The organism is Arthrobacter globiformis (assembly GCF_046536215.2).
Lineage (GTDB): Bacteria > Actinomycetota > Actinomycetes > Actinomycetales > Micrococcaceae > Arthrobacter > Arthrobacter globiformis_E.
The window spans coordinates 185,594-205,154 of the sequence record NZ_JAWMWD020000002.1 but is presented as its reverse complement, the minus strand read 5'-3'; the positions used below and the strand labels follow the sequence as shown (position 1 = coordinate 205,154).

Annotated in this window: 13 protein-coding genes and 1 pseudogene; 9 read left to right on the top strand and 5 right to left on the bottom strand. The window is 60.4% G+C overall.

Going from position 1 to position 19,561, the window contains the following annotated elements:
• Nucleotides 1-88: 88 nt before the first annotated feature.
• The 7 genes and pseudogenes from R5O87_RS23815 (at nucleotide 89) to tyrS (ending at nucleotide 7,738) form a co-directional block, all read left to right on the top strand.
• Nucleotides 89-2,572: a glycoside hydrolase family 3 C-terminal domain-containing protein gene (locus tag R5O87_RS23815; RefSeq protein ID WP_410554657.1), complete on the top strand. Its 2,484-nt coding sequence runs from the start codon at nucleotides 89-91 to the stop codon at nucleotides 2,570-2,572.
• 3 nt (nucleotides 2,573-2,575) lie between these two features.
• Nucleotides 2,576-3,217 carry a TetR/AcrR family transcriptional regulator gene (locus R5O87_RS23810; RefSeq protein ID WP_410554656.1) on the top strand — a complete coding sequence of 214 codons (642 nt, stop codon included), beginning with the start codon at nucleotides 2,576-2,578 and terminating at the stop codon, nucleotides 3,215-3,217.
• Nucleotides 3,218-3,313: 96 nt separating this feature from the next.
• Entirely contained in the window at nucleotides 3,314-3,757 is a 444-nt protein-coding gene (locus R5O87_RS23805; protein WP_410554655.1) for a pyridoxamine 5'-phosphate oxidase family protein, read from the top strand.
• Nucleotides 3,750-4,115 (top strand): YidH family protein, encoded by a 366-nt coding sequence (locus R5O87_RS23800; protein WP_410554654.1) that lies wholly within the window; start codon nucleotides 3,750-3,752, stop codon nucleotides 4,113-4,115. The genes R5O87_RS23805 and R5O87_RS23800 overlap by 8 nt, the downstream gene beginning before the upstream one ends.
• On the top strand, nucleotides 4,112-4,450 hold the full coding sequence (locus tag R5O87_RS23795) for a DUF202 domain-containing protein (protein ID WP_410554653.1): 339 nt from the start codon (nucleotides 4,112-4,114) through the stop codon (nucleotides 4,448-4,450). Before R5O87_RS23800 ends, R5O87_RS23795 begins: the two co-directional genes overlap by 4 nt.
• Nucleotides 4,451-5,252: 802 nt before the next feature.
• A pseudogene (locus R5O87_RS23790) lies at nucleotides 5,253-5,408 on the top strand (recombinase family protein); the annotation flags it as partial.
• A 1,010-nt stretch (nucleotides 5,409-6,418) separates the two neighbouring features.
• Nucleotides 6,419-7,738, top strand: coding sequence for a tyrosine--tRNA ligase (gene tyrS, locus R5O87_RS23785; RefSeq protein ID WP_410554652.1), 1,320 nt, complete (start codon nucleotides 6,419-6,421; stop codon nucleotides 7,736-7,738).
• Nucleotides 7,739-8,157: 419 nt separating this feature from the next.
• On the opposite strand, the gene R5O87_RS23780 is transcribed toward tyrS, so the two are convergent.
• The 3 genes from R5O87_RS23780 to R5O87_RS23770 all read right to left on the bottom strand — a co-directional run bounded on the left by R5O87_RS23780 (nucleotide 8,158) and on the right by R5O87_RS23770 (nucleotide 12,862).
• Nucleotides 8,158-9,615 (bottom strand): aldehyde dehydrogenase family protein, encoded by a 1,458-nt coding sequence (locus R5O87_RS23780; protein WP_410554651.1) that lies wholly within the window; start codon nucleotides 9,613-9,615, stop codon nucleotides 8,158-8,160.
• Between the two features lie 265 nt (nucleotides 9,616-9,880).
• Nucleotides 9,881-11,356 carry an aldehyde dehydrogenase family protein gene (locus tag R5O87_RS23775; protein WP_410554650.1) on the bottom strand — a complete coding sequence of 492 codons (1,476 nt, stop codon included), beginning with the start codon at nucleotides 11,354-11,356 and terminating at the stop codon, nucleotides 9,881-9,883.
• A 9-nt stretch (nucleotides 11,357-11,365) separates the two neighbouring features.
• Complete coding sequence (locus R5O87_RS23770; protein ID WP_410554649.1) at nucleotides 11,366-12,862, bottom strand: APC family permease; 1,497 nt, start codon at nucleotides 12,860-12,862, stop codon at nucleotides 11,366-11,368.
• Between the two features lie 279 nt (nucleotides 12,863-13,141).
• Between R5O87_RS23770 and R5O87_RS23765 the strand changes: the two genes are divergently transcribed.
• On the top strand, nucleotides 13,142-14,176 hold the full coding sequence (locus R5O87_RS23765) for a LysR family transcriptional regulator (protein ID WP_410554647.1): 1,035 nt from the start codon (nucleotides 13,142-13,144) through the stop codon (nucleotides 14,174-14,176).
• Nucleotides 14,177-14,419: 243 nt separating this feature from the next.
• Here R5O87_RS23765 and R5O87_RS23760 read toward each other — a convergent pair whose 3' ends face one another.
• The gene (locus R5O87_RS23760; protein WP_410554645.1) at nucleotides 14,420-15,655 is read right to left on the bottom strand and encodes an MFS transporter; all 1,236 of its coding nucleotides are present in this window, start codon (nucleotides 15,653-15,655) and stop codon (nucleotides 14,420-14,422) included.
• 206 nt (nucleotides 15,656-15,861) lie between these two features.
• On the bottom strand, nucleotides 15,862-17,511 hold the full coding sequence (locus R5O87_RS23755; RefSeq protein WP_410554644.1) for an amidohydrolase: 1,650 nt from the start codon (nucleotides 17,509-17,511) through the stop codon (nucleotides 15,862-15,864).
• 641 nt (nucleotides 17,512-18,152) lie between these two features.
• On the opposite strand from R5O87_RS23755, the gene R5O87_RS23750 reads away from it, so the two are divergent.
• The gene (locus R5O87_RS23750) at nucleotides 18,153-19,496 is read left to right on the top strand and encodes an aspartate aminotransferase family protein (protein WP_410554643.1); all 1,344 of its coding nucleotides are present in this window, start codon (nucleotides 18,153-18,155) and stop codon (nucleotides 19,494-19,496) included.
• Nucleotides 19,497-19,561: the final 65 nt, after the last annotated feature.

The following is a 19,561-nucleotide window of genomic DNA, read 5'->3' as shown; positions in this document are numbered from 1 at the left end:
GTCGGTCGTGGTATGCTGTGAGCCAACGCACAAGGACGGGTACATCTCCCGTCTGCTGAACAGCTACTTATGACGAAGGAGTCTTGCGATGACCGTTCATGCAGCTGAGTTTCCCCACATGGTGCCTGCCGGGCGAGTCGAAGGGACGGACGACGAGGTTCTCGTTCTCATCGAGGACGCGATCCGTTCCTTGGATTTGGCGTCCAAAATCCGGCACCTGTCGGGAGCGAAGATGTTTGGTCTGTGGCCGGAATCCTCCATCGGGCTCGATGAGATCGTCATGTCTGACGGTCCCACTGGTGTGCGTGGAGAAGAAGTTGTCGGCGGCCGGGAGAGCTGCCTGCTGCCGAATGCCACACTCCTTGCACAGACCTGGAGCTCTGCCGTACTCGACGAGGTCGGCGCTCTCCTGGCCGATGAAGCTATGGACCAACGCACCCACATAGTTCTGGGCCCAACGATCAATCTTCACCGCACTCCCCTGGGCGGACGGCTTTTTGAGTGCTTCAGCGAGGACCCGTACCTGACGGGAGTTCTCGCGGCGGCGTATGTCAGGTCGCTGCAGAGCAGGGGAATCGGCGCGTCCCCGAAGCATTTCCTCGCCAATGAATCCGAAACGCAGCGCACCACCGTTGACTGCGTCGTCAACGAACGGACCCTCCGCGAGCTTTACCTGCTGCCGTTCGAAATCGTGGAGCAAGACGCCCGTCCGTGGACCATCATGGCCTCCTATAACAGCGTCAATGGCGTCACCGCCACTGAGCACGACGAGCTCATCAATGGCATCCTCAAGCAAGATTGGGGCTTCGACGGGCTTGTCATGTCCGACTGGTTCGCTACAAAGCGAGCATCAGAGAGCGCCAACGCAGGCCTGGACCTGGTGATGCCTGGACCTGACACGGCCTGGAGCTCGACTCTCGAAAAAGCCGTCCGTTTCGGCGATGTCTCTGAAAAAACCATTGACGACCATGTCCGCCGACTCCTGCTTCTTGCCGCGCGGGTCGGCGCCTTCGGGAGGCACCGCACCTGGCCCACAGACATTCCGCACCCGGGCAGCACCGTGCGCCGCGAACAGCTTCGCAGGATCGCCGCCCAAGGCATGACCGTGCTCAAGAACAACGACGCCACGCTCCCGATCACCACAGAAAAAGGGACCGTCGCCATCATCGGGCGCCACGCCACTGACACCGTCGCCCAAGGCGGCGGCTCGGCCCGCGTTCGGCCGCCCCACATTGTGAGCATCGCCGACGGTCTCGCCTCCGCGCTCGGGCCCGGCACCACCATCGTCGACGGGGTCGAAACCCGGACGAGGATGATCGCCGCGCCAGCGTCGATTGTGCGCGACCCCGAAACAGGCACGCCCGGCATGAGGGTCCGCGCCCTGGACGCGCAGGGCGAACTCATCGAGTCCCGACACGTTGACGTCGCCGAACTCGAGGTCGCAGAGGACGGGTGGCTCGCCAATGCCGCCCGAATCGAACTTTCCGCCGACGTCGCCATGCCGTCACCGGAAAGGATGCGGGTGGGGGTCATCGGCCCCGGCCAATGGACCGTGACAGCACCCGGTCACCACGAGGCATTCACCGTAACCCCGCACGATGGTCCCGGCGGAGGCCTTCACCGCCCCAAGAGCCATGTGTCTGTGGTGACGTTGGAATGCGGTGCCAGGATCACCGCCACCACCGGACCCCACTTCGAAATGAGGATCATTGGCCTCGTCGTCACACCGGCCGCCCGTACCGCCGCCGCAGCCATCCGGGAGGCTGTGACAGCAGCAGCATCGGCCGACACCGCCATCGTCGTCGTCGGCAACACCCAGGAACAGGAAACCGAAGGCCAGGACAAGAAGACACTGGCATTGCCTGGCGACCAGGACGCCCTCGTCGCCGCCGTCGCCGCCGTCGCGAAAAGAACCGTCGTCGTTGTAAACGCCGCCACGCCCGTCCTCATGCCTTGGCTCAGTAATGTCGACGCCGTAGTCTTCGTCGGACTTCCCGGACAGGAAGCGGGAGATGCAGTCGCTGCGGCGCTAACAGGCGAGATCGAGCCATCCGGGCGACTCGTAACCACCTTCCCCGCCCGCGACGGAGAAGGGCCCGCCTGGGAAACCACGCCCACCGACGGCCGCCTCGAGTACGTGGAAGGGCCGCGTGTAGGCTACCGCGGCTGGCACCAGCACGGGACACAGCCCCTGTTCTGGTTCGGCCACGGCCTCGGCTACACCACCTGGGACTACACCTCCGCGCACATCACCCACCAGGACAGGACAGGCGTTAAAACCGTCACCGTGGCCCTGACCAACACCGGCCGGCGGGCCAGCATGGAGACTATACAGGTCTACCGCGCTCCCGCCGACGAGAACCAACCTGCACGACTTATTGGGTGGGCGCAGGTTTCCCTCAATCCGGGGCAAAGCACTACTGTTCAGGTTGAGTGCGATCTCCGAACCCAGCGGACTTGGGACGTGGAAGAACACGGATGGCTGCCACTCTCCGGTGGATCAATCGTGATTGCACGTGGCCTCGGCGATCCCCGAATCACGGTTCCGCTCGAAAATGGACAGGAGTCCTAAGACATGTCTTACCCACCCGGCTACCGCATAGAACGCGAGCGGAACCGCACCGAAAAAGCTGGAGACGTCGCAAGGGCCAAGGCCATCCAGGCAGCTATCGAACTGTTCTCCACCAGCGGCTATAACAAGTCCTCAATCGCCGAAGTAGCTCTCCGGACCGGACTGTCCCAGTCAGGTCTTCTCCACCACTTTCCCAACAAAACCGCCCTGCTGACTGCCGTGCTCGAACAGCGCGAAAAGGAAGACAGCGAATTCCTCTTCGGTGAAGGGGCCGCGCCTTTGGGATGGGCCGCATTCGACTCACTCCTAGCCCTCGTCGCCCGTAACTCCACGCGACCCGAATGGATCGGGCTGTTCGTCCGCATCTCGGCAGAAGCAACCGAAGCTAACCACCCGGCAAACCAGTGGATCCTCGATCACTACCGCAGCACCCGCGAATGGCTCACCCAAGCAATCGAAGATGGCAAGAGAACAGGCGAAATCCTTCCGGATGCCCCCGCCGACGCGATCGTCCGCAACACCATCGCCGTGCTTGACGGGCTTCAGCAGCAATGGGTGGCCGAACCTAACAGCATGTCAATGGTCGCAGAGCTCCGGGTGTACCTCGACCAGCTTCGTTCTGCCTGGGCAAGCCCCCAGCAGTAGCCGCCCGACTACAGGGCCAGTCCCCCGGCACGCGCACCAGCCAAGAGCGCCGGGCAGTCTTACGTACCCATTTCTCTCCTCGAAAGGCTCGCCCTGATGCCCGCACTCCCCCAGCACCTGTATGACTTCATCTCCCAACCCAACCCTGCAGTCATGTCCACCGTCACCTACGACGGGCGCCCCGTCAGCGTTCAAATCGTCTATCTCGCTGAAGACGCGGAGCACATCCTGCTAAGCATCGCTTCGGGTAATTCCCGCGGCGGCAGGCTCCAACACCTGCGCGAGGACCCCCGTATGTCCCTGACAGTCCTCAAGAATGATGACTGGACCGAAGCCGTCACCGTTCTGGGAACCGCTGTTGACTTCTTCGACGACAAGGACCTCGAGATCATCGACGGCATGACAACGCACTACTTCGGCGGCCCCTACGCGATCCGCAACCCGCGCACGGCAGTGCGGATTCGAATCGATGAATGGACGGAGCACGCCAACACGATGTTCGGCGCAAATAAAGCTGGCGAAGACGAAACCAATGGCTGAGCTCAAGCGCTTCCCCACAACGGTTTTTAGCCAGGGAGACGAACCGGATGCCCGCTTCAGCCTCGCCAACGAACGCACCTTCCTGGCATGGATCCGCACCGCCCTGGCACTCATCGCCGGCGGCGTCGCCCTCGAAGCACTCGGCCTCGGCATCCATCCCGGGTACCGGCTCGCCGCGTCAACCCTGCTCATCCTCGCCGGCATCATATCCGCGCTCCAGGCCTGGGCCGGATGGGCGAGAACAGAACGCGCGCTCCGCAGGAGTTCACCCCTTCCCCCGGCACCCCTCTCGCTCCCCCTGACAATTCTGCTATCCTCGGTCGCTACCCTGATTCTGATCGGAATCCTGCTGAAATGACCGTTCTCTTCGATCAAGGCCTCCAGCCAGAGCGCACAGGTTTGGCCTGGCAACGGACCTGTCTCGCATTGCTCGCAGGCTCCCTCGCCGCGATGAAGATCCTGCCGCCCATCTTCGGGCCACTGTCACTGCTGCTTGGTGTCGGCGGGGTTCTCGAGGCAACCCTCTTACTGCTCGTCGTCCGGCGCCGATACCTCCGGCACCATCAAACCCTTACAACCAGAGACGGGTCACCTGCCGGCGCTGCGGACGGTCGCCTTCCGGCCGCCCTTGGCGCCTCGACCGTAGCTGCAGGGATCATCTCGCTGACTCTGGTTCTGACAATCCAGCACTAAGGACAACATGCACGCCATCCCCGCTCGCCTCGTCGTGGGCGGGCAGGATGTGGTCCCTTGGCTGACCAGGGACCCTAACCCCCATGTCTACCTTGAGGATATGGAGTTCAATTCCGAGCTTTCTGTCCTGCGCCACTACGTCGAGAACAGACTCGCCGCATTCGCCCTTGCCGTAGCACCAATGACCCAGCCACGCTCACATCCCTGATGCAATCTGTCCGCATGGCATTCACGGACCCCGGACGGACAGCGCACCATCGGAGGCAAATGACATGATCAAACGCTTATCCCCTTGGAACCAGCCAGCCCTCTTGACCACAACCAACCTCACCGTCCAAGACCGCGATGTATCAACTATGGCCAACGGCTACCAGAAGCACCGAGACGGTGTCTTTCGGAATGTTCCGGGGAAACTTCAACAGAGGGCATCAAGTCTGGAGATGGGCCGAACACACAGTCCAGCCTTTGGTTGCCAAAGATTGAACGAAGCATCGACAGAGCCGGTCAGTAGGCCGAGCGGCCATGGAGCCACATACATTCTCATAACTAATGTCCCGCTCCAACCGTGGGGCTCCGCACAGTTGATTAGCGAGCTCTTTGACGAGACGCGTCTCCTGTTTCTTCCCTTCTGGCATTTGAGAAGGGAGCAACTCGTCCCCTCAAAGCCTCGGTCACTTTTCCCCGGTAAGGCTTTAGTCTCCTTGAAGTACACCTGAATCTGACAGCGCCGCAGTGAGGTCTTGACTTGTTTGTAGTACGAGCCTGGAACTCAACCTCACAGGCACTCGGGTTGGAGGTTACGGTGGGCGGACAGCGGATCGGGTACGTACGGATAAGCACGCTGGAGCAGAACGAGAAGCGCCAGCTCGACGGCCTCGTTCTTGACCTTGTCTTCACGGATAAAGCCTCGGGCAGGGACACCTCCAGGCCACACCTCGCCGAGCTGCTTCGCTTCGCAGACTTATGGATTTTTGTACAACTTGCTCATCAGTCAGAGGGTTGGCTGCCGAATGGCGTAAGACGGATGGGCTTCATCAAACCTTCTTGCCGGCCGAAAACGCAGACTACATTCGGGACTGGCAATGTTGTCCCCGACGAGAACAGGTTTTCCTCGTCCAGAATGACACACCTGAACTATCCGGTCGAGTTGATACCGTGACCGAAGACGGTCTAGTCCTTTGGCTCCACCTCGACAGTGGCGGGGGCGGCGACTATTTACACGGACCGACTCAGTACTGGTTTGTCGTGGCTCCGGACCGGCTGTTGCTTCGCACCTCGAGACGTCCTTGGGTCGGGCTGATTTTGGCTGCCAGTCCCGGCGTGAGCTCTTATCGCATACGGCGATTGGGCGATCGCGGAACGGTCATTGCGGGCTGATAGCAACACATTGAGGATGAAAGTACCCCCAATTTGAAAGGTGCAGAGCAGCAGGCTTGTCATCGCGGACGTCGCCTGTTTACACACCTACCGCCCACGACTCCGAGAGAACCTATTATGAAAAGAATCAGCATCGTCGTAAGCAAGAGAACCCGCAATCACGGCGCAAGCTCAGCAATCCAGAAAACCGGTGCTCATTGCCCCGTATCAGGTTACTGGCAGGATCCTCAGGGCCGCATTCGCTATATCTCGGAGGGCGCCGTATTCCCCGCTGCTTCGGGAGACCCCAGCACATGGGCCCTTACCCATCAGAGCCCCGGCATGAGCTAAGAAGCGCCCTGCGCCGTTTAACCTGCCCCTTTGTCGGATTGCCGTCCCGATTTAGCGGCCGACCTGCAACCGAATCCATTGGTGCCATGGAGGCGTGCGTGAGGTGTATGCACGGGTGAACAGCATCAGCCCGTTTACCGCTCGACACGCATCTGTCAGCTCCGGGACCTGAGTCCCCACCTCCCATTCATCGGGAGATGCAAGGGTGCCATAAATGATCGTCAGTGCTTCCGATTCAGCTTTCAATGAAAGGGTCCATCATTGGCCAACTTTGGATACCAAGACAACGACCCCACGTTTGCCAACATCTGGCAGGAACTGAAGTGGCGTGGCCTGGTCCACGTCTCCACTGACGAGGCAGAGCTGGAAAAGCTCCTCGCCGGTGCACCGATCACGTACTATTGCGGCTTTGATCCCACCGCGCCGAGCCTGCACCTGGGCAACCTGGTCCAGCTACTCGTCATGCGGCGGCTTCAGCTTGCAGGACACAGGCCATTGGGACTGGTGGGCGGCTCGACCGGCATGATTGGCGACCCGCGTCCGAACGCGGAACGCACCTTGAACACCAAGGACACGGTAGCTGAGTGGGTGGGTTCCCTTCAGGCACAGGTGAGCCGGTTCCTCAGTTTCGAGGGCAGTAACGCCGCCCGGATGGTGAACAACCTTGACTGGACGGCGCCACTGACCGCCATCGACTTCTTGCGGGTCGTGGGCAAGCACTTCCGGGTTGGCACCATGCTGCGAAAGGAAACAGTGGCATCCCGGCTAAATTCGGACGAAGGCATCAGCTACACCGAGTTCAGCTATCAAATCCTTCAGGGCATGGACTACCTGCAGCTATACCGCGATTTTGGTTGCATGCTGCAAACCGGTGGGTCCGACCAGTGGGGCAACCTGACGAGCGGAACCGACCTGATCCGCAAGGTGGAAGGCAAGAGCGTCCACGCCCTCGGAACGCCCCTGATCACCAACACCGACGGCACCAAGTTCGGCAAGAGCGAAGGCAATGCCGTGTGGCTCGACAGCAGAATGTGCAGCCCGTACGCCTTCTACCAGTTCTGGCTCAACACCGCAGACACCGACGTCGTGAACCGTCTCAAGGTCTTCACCTTCCTCACCCAGGCCGAGATTGAGGATATCGCCACCGCTGTTGCCGAGCGCCCCTTCGCCCGTGAGGGCCAGCGGAAGCTTGCCTACGAGGTGACATCCCTGGTCCATGGGGTGGAAGCCACGGAAAGAGTCATCGCCGCTTCAGCTGCGCTCTTTGGCAATGGTGACTTAGCTGCCCTCGACAAGCCGACCCTTCAGGCGGCTACAGCCGAACTACCCTCCGCCACCGTCCAGATGAACGAGCTGGGAATTGTGGACCTTATGGTTGCCTCCGGTCTAGCGGATTCCAAGTCGGCGGCCCGCCGGACCGTGAGCGAAGGTGGGGTTTACGTCAACAACGAAAAGGTACTCGACCCCGAAGCAACGATTCCCGAGGATGAACTCCTGCATGGGCAGTACATATTGCTCCGTCGTGGGAAGAAGAACCTGGCCACGGTCGAAGTCCTGGATTTCGTCCGCCGAGCGGACTGAGCAGCTCAGGAATGTGACCTCAGACTCCGGGAAACGGTAACCGGCCAGCACTGGCTGGCCTGCCCTCTCCCCTGGGCCCGGAGTCCGCCCCTCGCCTTGTGGAAGCAGAGCAGCGGCCCCCGCAGGTGAACGAACGGTCGCGGTGCCCTCCCATGCCCCATGTATCGGTAGCAGCATCGTCCGCTAGCTTATCGAAAGGCATTATCGGATACCGTCGCCCTGACTCGATGGTGAAAATAGGCCGGAACGGTCCATGTTACTTGGGAACTTGACGAGCGGGGGCACCTGCACTGCTGCCGCGGAAACCGTCTCTTGGCCTCCACGGCAGCATTTGGTGTAAACAGGCAACAACCCAACAATCGGCCTGTCCGTGCATTGAAAGGGCGCAGCACCCGACCTTGATGAGGCCGATCAGACGATTAAAAGGGGTAGGGTGCGATCTCCGGACGGACCGTGAGCCACTGGATCTCCGTAAAGGCTTCGAGGTTCGCGGCGGCTCCGCCGAAGCGTGATCCGGTACCGGATGAGCCGACGCCTCCGAAAGGGGCATTCGCCTCATCGGAAACGGTCTGCTCATTGATGTGGATCTTGCCGGAGTTGATCCGGTCGGCGATCTTCATCGCTCGTCCCACCTCGCCGAGGATGCCTACTGAGAGCCCGTAGTCGTTCGCGTTTACCATGTCCACTACTTCATCCTCCGTCGAGTACGATACGACAGGGGCTACCGGGCCGAAAATCTCCTTGGCGAATGCAGGGTTCTCCAACTCCAGGTCCACGATGACTGTGGGGCGGTAGAACAGGCCCTCAAAAGTGCCTCCCACGGCCACCGTCGCCCCTCTTTTGACGGACTCTTCCACGATGCCGTGAATGCTGGCCAGCTGCCGTTCGTCAATGATGGGTCCCAGGGCCACGGCACCGGACGTAGGATCGCCCACCGCTATGCCCTGTGCTTTTGCAGTCAGCCGTTCAACATATGCCTCGTACAGCGACTCATGCACGAAGTGACGCCCGGTTGCCATGCAGATCTGACCCTGATGCATAAATGAGCCGAAGGCGCCGGCTGATGCCGCAGCGTCAAGGTCTGCTCCGGGAAGCACAACGAGAGCGTTGTTTCCGCCAAGTTCCAGATGAGCGCGCTTCAGGAGACGGGCCGCCGCTTCGCCGACTTTCCGGCCGGCAGCTGTCGACCCGGTAAACGACACAATCCGCACTTCAGGTGCTTCGACGACAGCGGCGCCGATGTCTCCGCCGCCCGGTAGCAGCTGAAGGAGTCCTGTCGGCAGTCCAGCCTCTTCGAAGATGCGCATCAAAGTAACACCACCGCTTACCGCGGTACGGGGATCCGGCTTAAGCAGCACCGCGTTGCCAAGGGCCAGAGCGGGCCCGACCGACCGGATCGACAGGATCAGCGGAAAGTTATATGGCGCGATTACGCTCACGACGCCTGCGGGCCGGCGCCGCGCGAATGACCACCGGTCCTCATTGGACGTCAGAACCTCTCCGTGTGGGTGCGAAGGCAAGGCCGCCGCTTCCCAGCATTCGTTGGCCGCGATGTGTGTTTCCAGGGCAGCTTTCGCCGGAATCCCGCCGCCTTCCCGCACAATCCACTCATGAATCTCGGCTGCATGGAGCTCCCATAGATCGCCCGCCCGGCGCAAGACAGCTGCGCGTTCTTCAGGTTTGGTTTTCGCCCAATCAACTTGCGCCGCTGCCGCAGACATGGCCGCCGCCGCCACGTCCGCGGCAGAGGCGACACCCACGCGGCCAAGAACATTTCCTGTTGCAGGCTCCAGCACGTCCTGGACTCCCCCGCCGCCGGCAGTCCACCCGTTAACAAAGATCTTTCCGTCCCAGAGGGACGATTCCAGCAGGCTCACAAGTACTCCTAATTGTCTTGATTCTTGGATGCAATTCTCGGTGTAAGCGCCACTCGCGCTGCGGCTGCTCATCCGGGTGGTTTGAATAGCGCCCTCCGGGCCCCGCGAGAGGCTGGACCCGGAGGAGATTTTGACAGTGCATTAGTCAAAGCGCCCTATGGTTAGGCGGGCTGCTGCCAGTGCTGCAGACTGAGCCGAGCAGTTCCAAGCGGCCCTGTTTGCAGGTCCCTGCGGTCTTGGCGCAGACGCCCCATGAAGGCGGACACTAGAGGCGCTTGATACCGACGGTGTGATCAGTGGTGAACTCCCCTATGGCCCAGTCGCCGTTGAACCTTCCAAGACCCGAGTTACGTTCGCCTCCGAAAGCGATGTGTGCCTCATCCTGCACGGGCATCTCATTCACGTACGTCATTCCGGCCTTGATGCCGAGGCTGAACCGAACGCCCCGGTCCAGGTCCTGTGTAAAAACCGACGAGGAGAGCCCGAACTCGCTGTCGTTGGCCAACTCGAGGGCGTGGGTTTCATTATTGGCTTTAAGGATGCCGACCAGGGGGCCGAAAATTTCCTCCCGTGCGATTTCCATGTCGGCCGTGACGTCTGCGAAAACGTGAGGGGGGACGAGGCGGCCCTCAATGTCACCGTCGAGCAGTGTGCGCGCACCCTCCTTGCGGGCAGTGGCAATCTTGGCTTTGAGCCCCTCAAGCTGGCTGTTATTAACCACGGGTCCTACCAGTGTGCCGGGATCTTTAGGATCACCGTAGGGGACCGCGGTTGCTGCAGCAGCGAAGCGGGCCAGGAAGTCCTCGTAAACCGGCGCCTCGACAATGATCCGGTTGATGGCCATGCAGATCTGACCCTGATGGAGGAATTTGCCGGTAACGGCTGCCTCAACGGCGGCGTCGAGATCGGCGTCTGCCAGGACGACGAAGGGGCTGTTGCCGCCCAGTTCCAGGGCTACATGCTTAAGGTGCTTTCCTCCGGTGGCGATACGACCTACGTTCCGCCCAACGGGGGTGGAGCCGGTGAAGGAGATGAGGCCTGGGACTTCATGGGCGACGAAGTCGTCGCCGATCTCTGATCCTGCGCCCACGACGACGCTCAGGACTCCCGCGGGCAGGCCCGCTTCTTCGAAGACCCTTGCGAGAATCAGGCCGCCCGTCACCGGAGTATCGCTGGCGGGTTTGATCACCACGGCGTTGCCGAGGGCCAGAGCAGGGGCGACGCTGCGCTGAGAGAGGTGCAGCGGGAAGTTCCACGGACTGATGACACCCACCACGCCGATGGGCCGGCGGTAGACTCTTACTTCCTTGTCCGGTGTGTTCGATTCCATAATCCGGCCGTGAACCCTGGTCGGGAACGTGGCAGCTTCGCGTGTGATGGCAGCCGCGAGAGTCACTTCGACATTGGCTTTGATAGCGGTGGATCCGGACTCCTTAATGAGCCAGGACACGATTTCTTCGCGGCGTTCTTCCAGGATCTGGGCGGCTCGGGTCATCACCTGCTGGCGTGCGCCTGCCGTACGCGCTGCCCATTCCTTCTGCGCCGCCCCGGCGGTTCGGTACGCCTCGTCGAGGTCGGACAGGTTTGCCTGGCGGATCGTGGTAAGCACGGCATCGTCATAGGGGTTGGTGACGGTGAGGACCTTTTCGGAACGTCCTTCGCGCCACTGCCCGGCGATGTACTGCAGTGTGGTGCTCTGTCCCGCGAAGGGCGTGGTGATTTCTGGTGCTGTAATTGTCATGGCGTCGTCCTACTCAGAAGTGATGTCTTGGTTGTTGAGTTCTTGGTCTACTTGCCCGTTAGCTTCGGGAGCATCGTGCACGAGGCCGGCGTTCGTTACGGATCGGATCTCGGAGAAGGTGGCCCAGAGGACACCTGCCACTACAGCCAGAACCACCAGCCACGGAAGAAGTGTCGGCAGTCCCTCCTTTGCCCCGGTCAGGAGGTCCCAGTTGGTAACGGCGAGGAATGCTGCTCCTGCCAGGCCAAGTCCGCCGAGGACAGGCGCGATGACACCGCTCCACAGCCGGGGTTCGGCCCGGTTCCTCCGCAGGAAGAAGACCAGCACGGCGAAGGAGGTTGCACACTGCATAACCACTATGCCGAGCGTGCCGACGCCTATGAGCCACGCATACAACTCAGCGAACGGGTCGGCTCCGGCGAGCATGAACGAACCAAGAACGGTGATTGAAACGATCGTGACCGCCAGGCTCGCACGGTGAGGTGACTGCCAGCGGTGATGCGACTTTCCCAGCGAGCGTGGTAGGGCACCAGCACGGCCCAGGGCAAAGCTATACCGGGCAAGAGTGTTGTGAAACGCGACCAGCACCGCGAAAGAACTGGTCACTAGGAGAACATTCATCAGGACCGTGGCCCAGTGGCCCACGTATTCGGTGGTGACAGTAAAGACGAAGTTGCCCGGATCGTCCGCCGCGGCCGCTTGAACTGCGTCGCTGCCGTGTGCCAGGCTGATGGCCCAGGTAGAGATCGCGTAGAAGACAGCGATCAATGTTACGGCTGCATAGGTCGCACGCGGTACGGTCCGCCGGGGATCTTTGGCTTCTTCGCCATAGATCGCAGTTGCCTCGAAACCAACGAAGCAACTTGCCGCAAACAGCAAGGCTACGCCCAGGCCGCTTGAGAAGACGTTGCTGGGCTGGAAAGCGTCAACATTGACACCGGATGCCCCGCCTTGGGCGATCACGACTACATCGAAGATGGCGAGAATGAGCACCTCTCCGATCATGAGGACACCCAGGACTTTGGCGCTGAGGTTAATTTCCAGATAGCCCAGTATTGCCACCCCTGCCCAAGCGATCAGGGACCAGATCTTCCAATCCAGCTGCAGGCCGGTCAAATCGGCAACGATGGCACTCGTGAAGAAACCAAGGATCCCATAAAGGGCAATGAGCATGCAGGTGTACGACAGAAGGGCAAGGGCCGCGCCGACGAAGCCGGCGATGCGTCCGAAGCCTGACTCAAGGTAAGCCGCGAAGCCGGCCGTGCTGGTGACAAAACGGCTCATGGCGGCATATCCGACCGCGAAGAGGATCAGCACTATGCCAGCGATGATGTAAGCACCCGGCGCCCCCACGCCGAGAGATGCGAAGGCAACCGGGGACGCCCCCAACGTGGCGGCCAAGGGTGCGGCGGCAGCCACAACGAAGAAAACGATACCGGGCACACCGACAGCGTTGCGCTTCAGCGAGCCCGCCGTCTCTGCTGTGACCGTAGAGGTGTTAGACATGGAGTGACCTTTCAGGGGCAAGGGTCATGTATTGGATCCCGCGCGACGTACGCAGCGAAACGCCTATGCGTGTTGCTGCCGAACCGGCGCGTCAATGGGCCGGCAGCCCATTGCCGTCAGTCGGAATGACGCTGGTTAGTTGAGCGATGACGCTATACAGGGGTGCATGAGACGCTTGAGGGCCGTCCGAAGGAGGTCTGTAGCCTCATGGGACTGGATAGCCATCGTGTACGTGCCTTCCGCTTGCGCCTACTCTTAGTTAGGGGCGTAGAAACAAGCATGATGGTCGTCACAATGGACGGACAACGGACAAACAGCGATCGCCCGATCTCAAGTTACGATCAGGAGGTCCGCAGGGAGGTTAAAGTGGACATTCGGCAGCTTCAATATGTGGTCAGGCTGGCTGAAACACTTCACTTCGGCCGCGCTGCGGAGTCTTTGCATATCGCGCAGTCCGCGTTCAGCACGCAGATCGCGCGGCTTGAGCGCCAGATCGGCGCCCAACTGTTCGACCGGTCAGCAAATCGGGTAACGATTACCGCTGCCGGCGAAGTCTTCGTCCGTCGCGCACAGGACATCCTTGCCCAAATGGCCGAAGCAAGCCAGGAAGCCAAGACTCTCCATGCGATGGGGCAGAGTCAACTCAAGATAGGCTTGTTTTACGAGTCCGCTGGTGAGCTGACGCCGCTGATCATCAACGCTTTCCGCAAGGCCATGCCGGACGTTGAGCTGTCATTTCGCGAACTCACAATGACAGATCAGGTCGAGGCCCTCGCCAACGAAGACGTTGACGTGGCCTTCGTTCGATCCCCCGTCGCCGACTCGCGGGTGCAGGTCCTTGAGCTCTTTGCTGAACCGCGCTACGTCGGTCTCGGGCGCGAGCATGAGCTGGCCGATCGCGATGAGGTCCTAACAGAAGATCTGGTTGACCAGGCTTTCGTGGTCGCCTCCCCAATGGCTCCACCTCTATGGCGCGGATATTGGTCATTTGATGATCTCCGCGGTGGGCCCGGTCGAATTGCCGCATCAGTTAACAGCGTGCCCGAAAGCCTGAACGCTATCGCTTTCCAGGGAGCCGTAGACACCTTCCCCGGTTCAGCAGCCCGCTTGCATAGGCCACCCGGGGTCGTGTACCGGAAGATTACCGATGGCACGTATTCCCCTAGCGCTCTGGCCACTCGAACGGGCGAGCGACGCCTTCACGTAGAAGCCTTCCGTCAAGTAGGAAAGCGGCTGGCAATTACAACGTTCAGTGTGGTGCCTGGCGCCGTCCCGGTCGAGGAAGCCCCGCCCCGGACGCCCAGACCGGACTGAAACGATTGGGGCGCCCTGCCGCCGAAAATGCCGCAGCAGCCGCGGAATTCTCGGAGTCCGGCGGCTGCTGCTGCATTTCAGGCATTGCCTTGAACGCTGTCCGTGCCACGGACCGTCACTGTGGCCGTTTCCCACAGCCACACGTTCTTGACCCGACTTCAAACACTAACGCCCGAGGTCGAGGACGACCTTAAGCAGGGGGCATCGACCAACGTGTCTGGTGGGTTCGAAAACAAACCATTCCTAACGCGGGGATGCGGTCGGGGTAGTTTCCGAATGGCCAATTTCCTTAGCCGGAGAAAATTTACGTCCCGTGGGTTGGGAGAAAATAATGAGAACGAGCGAGATGATGACCGCCGGTACTCCAATGAATACCAGGGAGTCGAATCCTCCAGTCGCTTCGACTACACGACCTGCGATGAGCGGACCGAGGGCTAAGCCTCCGCCGATGGCCAAGTTTGCCAGGTTAGTTGCCCTGCCCTGTGGATCCAGATCCGCCAGCGTTGACATGAGAAAGGGCAGGGTCCACGGCCAGGCGAACTTCAGTATCAAAGCCGCAGCTCCAAAGCGCAGGGCATTGTCGACACCCAACAACAGCGCAATGGCCAGCACCATTGCCAGATATCCGCCCAGGAGGACAAATCGGCGGTTGATCGATCCGCCGACCATTGTGGCCGCAAAGGACCCAACGATTCCGATGACCGTGGCGATCGAAAGCACCAGACTGGTCGTTGCTGGTGCGATTCCCGCTGCTGCGGCGAAGCCGCCCATAAAGGTCCAGATAGAGATCAAGCCCACGTAGAAGAGCAGGCATGCTGCCAGGGCCGCAACTACCTTTATGATGTTCGGCTTCGTTGCAGGACCTGTTGTCGTACCCTCCGCCGGACGAGTCAGTGGATGACGGGGGAGAAACCGTACCAGGGGGAGTGATATTGCCATCAAGGCGGCCATGGATAGATATAGGGGTGCTATGCCAAACGATGTGAACAGTGGGGGAAGAACGGCCAATCCCGCAGCGCCTAGGGCGATCTGCCCGACCGTCCACCAGCCAAACACGCGGTTGCGATCGCGTGCCTGGGCTGCCAAAGACATCGTCAAGACCATGAGTGAGCCGCCGGCGAAAGCGGTGACACTGCGCACGGCTATCAAGGTTTCAAAGGTTGTGAGGAACATGGAGATCACGTTTCCGACCGTGTAGATAAGGCCGAAAATGAGGGCAGTTTTGCGCAGGTTTGCCTTCTTGATCCAGTAAAGAGCAGGAAGGGAGGCAAGGCTGGTGGCGCCCAGTTCCACGGCGAAGAGATCGCCGGTCTGTGATGGGCGCAGCCCTAGTTGAAGCTGCAACTGGGTAGCAACCGCAGGTGCCATCAAAAGCAGGAAGGCCGCGAGAGCAGAGAAAGCAACAATGAGTGCCGTCCGGCCTCTTGAGCCCGGGTCCTCACTTTTTGGCGGTGCAGGGGATGAATTAACTTGAGACATCGGCGTCTCCTTATCAATGGACGCTCCCTTTCGGGAGCAGGACGGAATGGATAGATACTTGAGGTCTCGCGCCTCGGCCAGAGGCAAAAGTCCACTAGCGGTTAGCTACGTAATGGGCCATAACTCAAATGGGTGACTGGTTGCCTACATACCGAGAGCAGTTCGATTGCCAGGGTGCGCGGGGAGTGTACGGCGCGTCGTCGGTATTACTTCGCGGCCAGCGGGGCGGCTGTTTTACGTTCATGCACCAACTGGCCGTCTACGTAGGTCCGGTCAACGTTCATGGAGCGAAGGCCATTTGTCTCGACGGTTAGAGGGTCGCGGTCCAGGACTACGAGGTTTGCGCGCTTGCCGACTTCCAGACTGCCTTCTTCAGAGGCACGCCCCGAGGCGTGGGCGGGGTTGATGGTGTAGGCGCGCAGGGCTTCCGCTGCGGTGACGGCCTCATCAGGGTCAACCAGGGCTCCACTGTGATGGCGGCGCGCGACGGCGCTCCACATGATTTCGGCGGGCGAGTAGGTGCCGCAGGGGTGGTCGGAAGCGAAGCTCACCCGTACGCCGGCGTCGATCATGGAACGCAGCGGAAGGACGCGGAGGTGCTGCTGGTTTTCGCCGCGCCAGCTGTCAAAGAAGAGCCCATCTTTGTAGGCGAGTCCGGGATTCGCCACCAGGTCGATTCCGAGGGAGGCTAACCGCGGTGCCTGTGCAGGTTCGGCGATGAAGGCGTGTTCGAGGCGCAGGACTGCATCGTCGCCCACTAGTTTGCGGACGCTTTCGTATGCGTCGCAAACCGCATCGACAGCGCAGTTACCCATCCCGTGGATTGCGAGGTTAATGCCCAGCTTGGTGGCCTGCACTGCAAGGTCATGAACCTCCCGTGGGTTGTAGAAGTTTGTTCCCACGTGTTTGCTGCATCCGTCGTGCATCTTATGGAGGCCGGGGCCGTCCGGGTAGGCACGGTCCATGAAGATCTTCATCGTTCCGCCGCGCAGCATGTGGCTGTCGCTTTGGTGGATCCGTTCGACGATGTCAGATCGCCGAAGGTCTTGTTGTGAGAAGAAGTGGTCTCCTCCGTGGAGTTGTTGAAGTGTGAGGGGAAGTTGCTTGGCAGCATCGGCACGGCGGTAAAGTTCTGCCGCGCGAGTAGTAACGCAGGCGTCGCCCACTCCCGTCAGACCAACGGCCAGATATTCTCGGGCTTTCGCCTCCAAGAGGTCAACAGCGCGGTCCCAGTCCCGTTCTGCATAGGCCTCCCACGAAGCGGAGTGCAACAGGTTGGAAGCGGTCTCAAACAAGGTCCCGCTAGGGACGCCACTTGCGTCCCGCTCGATGTTTCCTCCCCAAGGATCAGGAGTGCAGGCATCGATGCCGACCGCCTCAAGAGCGAGGCTGTTTGCATGGCCGGCGTGGCAGTTGGATTCGATCAGGAAGAACGGGTTGTGAGGAGCAACCTCGTCCAGTTCATACCGGGTGGGATTTCGCTGCTCCCTTATTTGGGAGGCATGGAAGCCGATGCCGCGGACCCACTGTCCGCCAGGCAGTTCCTTGCAGTGGGACTCAATGGCTGCCAAAACTTCGTCGAGAGTGGCGAGCCGCGGGGTGGAGCAGTCAACGGCGATGGGATCGAACGCTGCAACGCTCAAATGGTTGTGGGCATCGATGAAGCCAGGAACCACCGTCCTCCGACCCGCGTCGAAGATCTCGGCGCGACGTGAGCTTAGTGCTTGCAACTCGGCATCCGTGCCGAGAGCGACGATACGCCCTCCTCGAAGCAGGATTGCCGAGTGTACAGAGTCCCTATCATCGACGGTCCGGACAATTGCGTTCTGAATCAATAGTTCCTGCACGTTGCCCATACAAACCCTCGATCTATGTGTTGTGAAAAACTGGGGCGTCGCGTCGTGTCTGGTATCAGCGAGGGCCCGGCAGGACCTCATAGCCTGCGTTAGTTGGATGAGAAAAGCATGATGCCCGTCATATGCGCTGGACAACGCCTATTCCAAGATCGGCCGATCGCAGATCGGGATCGGGTTGCCGTGAGGATGCTCGATGCCTGCTGGTGCCGTGTCCCGTTTGCCGAACGATCGTTGGTTGACAAGTTCGAACCAGGCGAGCTGACCGCCTTGCAGACGCCCCTTTGAGGCAGGCGAACATAACTGGCAGGCCTGGCTGTGGCTTCACAGATAAGCTCCAAGTTTGGGATCCGCCGTCCAGAAACCCGCCTGATCTATTGCGGCAACGAAGGTTGCTCTCGTCGCGCGCCCCGACTAGAGCCAGGCGTTTACTCCGAAAATCCCTTCATGATCCAGATCGGGGACCACCTTGGGCAAATGCAATCGTAATTAGCGATAGGCCGATCGCGGACTGTGCATTGCACATAAAGGGCAGCGATTCGACGATGAATAGATCCGTCAATCTGAGTATAGGGCGGAGAATCCAGCGCTGATCAGCTCTCCGAAGAGCGTTATCCGGTCGGCAACCATGAGATGGAGTAGCAATGAGCAGGTTGTCCATTGACGTGAGCGTCCAGGCATTCACAGCGAAGTTCGCGGAGTCCGCAGCGTTGAGCCGAAAAGGTAAAAAGCTGATACCTGGCGGATACAGCAGGGTTTCTTTCAACTTCGGACCCCACGCCGTGTTCGCAGACAAGGGGGACGGCGCCTACTTTGAAACCGTTGATGGGCACCGAATGCTCGACCTCAACAACAACTTCACGGTCAACGTCCTGGGGCACAATCACCCTGCGATCACTTCTGCGCTGCTGGATGCAATTCCGTCTGGCGTTTCCTTTGGTAACCCGAGCACTGCAGAAGCTGAACTCGCGCAGATCCTCATCGACCGCATCCCCTCGGTCGAGAAGGTCCGATTCTCCTGCTCCGCCACTGAATCGTGCATGAGCGCCGTTCGTGTCGCCCGGGCCTACACAGGAAAAACAAAAATTGCCAAGTTTGAGGGCGGTTACCACGGTTTCAGCGATCTCCTCCACATCTCCTCCCACCCCACTCCCGCGGAAGGCGGTACGGATGCCGACCCGAGGGCCATGCCGGACAGCGGCGGTATCCCCGTCGAGGACGTGGAAAACGTTGTCATGCTTTCCCAAAACGACCGTGCAGGATGTGAACGAATCCTTCGAGCCAATGCGGACTCCATCGCCTGCCTCATCCTTGAACTCGAAAGCGGAGCTGGCGGCCTGGTCACATTGGACCAGGCGTTCGTTGAGGAACTCCGCTCCCTGACCAAAGAACTAGGGATCGTCCTGATCTTCGACGAAACCATCACCCTTCGCGCCGGTTACCACGGCCTGCAGGGCATCTACGGCGTGACACCGGACCTCACTGTTATGGGAAAGATCATCGGCGGCGGGCTCCCGCTCGGCGCACTGGGAGGGTCCGCGGAAGTCATGAACGTCCTGGAAACAGGGCAGGTGACAATTTCCGGCACCCATCACGGACACAGACTTGCCCTCATCGCAGGCGCTGCATGCATGAGGACAATGGACCAGGCAGCCTTCGACAAGCTCAACACCCAAGCTGGACGCATCATGTCGGAGATGAATGAATGGAGCGCCGCGCGGAACAGTTCTTTCAAGGTGTACGGAAAGGGCTTTTCCCATCTTGCCTACGCCTACATGAAATCTGCCGATCTTAGCGTGATGACTCACCGGGACTACTGGCGCAACATCGACGGAGAAAAGACCCAGATTTGCTCGCTTGAGCTAGCGAACCGCGGGTTCTTCCCCGTTCATCGCGGAGAGTTCTCCTTGTCACTCCCGATGACCGACGACGACATCTCATCCTTCATCGGGACCCTTCAGGAGATTGTCAAGGACCTCGAGGACTAGAGCGCGCTGGGCCGCCCATTAGGAAATCTTGACCGCGGGGCAAGGGTGGTCCAGCCCGGCAGGAC

What these genes read in the sequence shown, in the direction of transcription:
- R5O87_RS23815 (WP_410554657.1), top strand. Translation starts at nt 89, where the DNA reads ATGACCGTTCATGCAGCTGAGTTTCCCCACATGGTGCCTGCCGGGCGA.
- R5O87_RS23810 (WP_410554656.1), top strand. Translation starts at nt 2,576, where the DNA reads ATGTCTTACCCACCCGGCTACCGCATAGAACGCGAGCGGAACCGCACC.
- R5O87_RS23805 (WP_410554655.1), top strand. Translation starts at nt 3,314, where the DNA reads ATGCCCGCACTCCCCCAGCACCTGTATGACTTCATCTCCCAACCCAAC.
- R5O87_RS23800 (WP_410554654.1), top strand. Translation starts at nt 3,750, where the DNA reads ATGGCTGAGCTCAAGCGCTTCCCCACAACGGTTTTTAGCCAGGGAGAC.
- R5O87_RS23795 (WP_410554653.1), top strand. Translation starts at nt 4,112, where the DNA reads ATGACCGTTCTCTTCGATCAAGGCCTCCAGCCAGAGCGCACAGGTTTG.
- R5O87_RS23775 (WP_410554650.1), bottom strand. Translation starts at nt 11,356, where the DNA reads ATGACAATTACAGCACCAGAAATCACCACGCCCTTCGCGGGACAGAGC.
- R5O87_RS23770 (WP_410554649.1), bottom strand. Translation starts at nt 12,862, where the DNA reads ATGTCTAACACCTCTACGGTCACAGCAGAGACGGCGGGCTCGCTGAAG.
- R5O87_RS23765 (WP_410554647.1), top strand. Translation starts at nt 13,142, where the DNA reads ATGATGGTCGTCACAATGGACGGACAACGGACAAACAGCGATCGCCCG.
- R5O87_RS23760 (WP_410554645.1), bottom strand. Translation starts at nt 15,655, where the DNA reads ATGTCTCAAGTTAATTCATCCCCTGCACCGCCAAAAAGTGAGGACCCG.
- R5O87_RS23755 (WP_410554644.1), bottom strand. Translation starts at nt 17,511, where the DNA reads ATGGGCAACGTGCAGGAACTATTGATTCAGAACGCAATTGTCCGGACC.
- R5O87_RS23750 (WP_410554643.1), top strand. Translation starts at nt 18,153, where the DNA reads ATGAGCAGGTTGTCCATTGACGTGAGCGTCCAGGCATTCACAGCGAAG.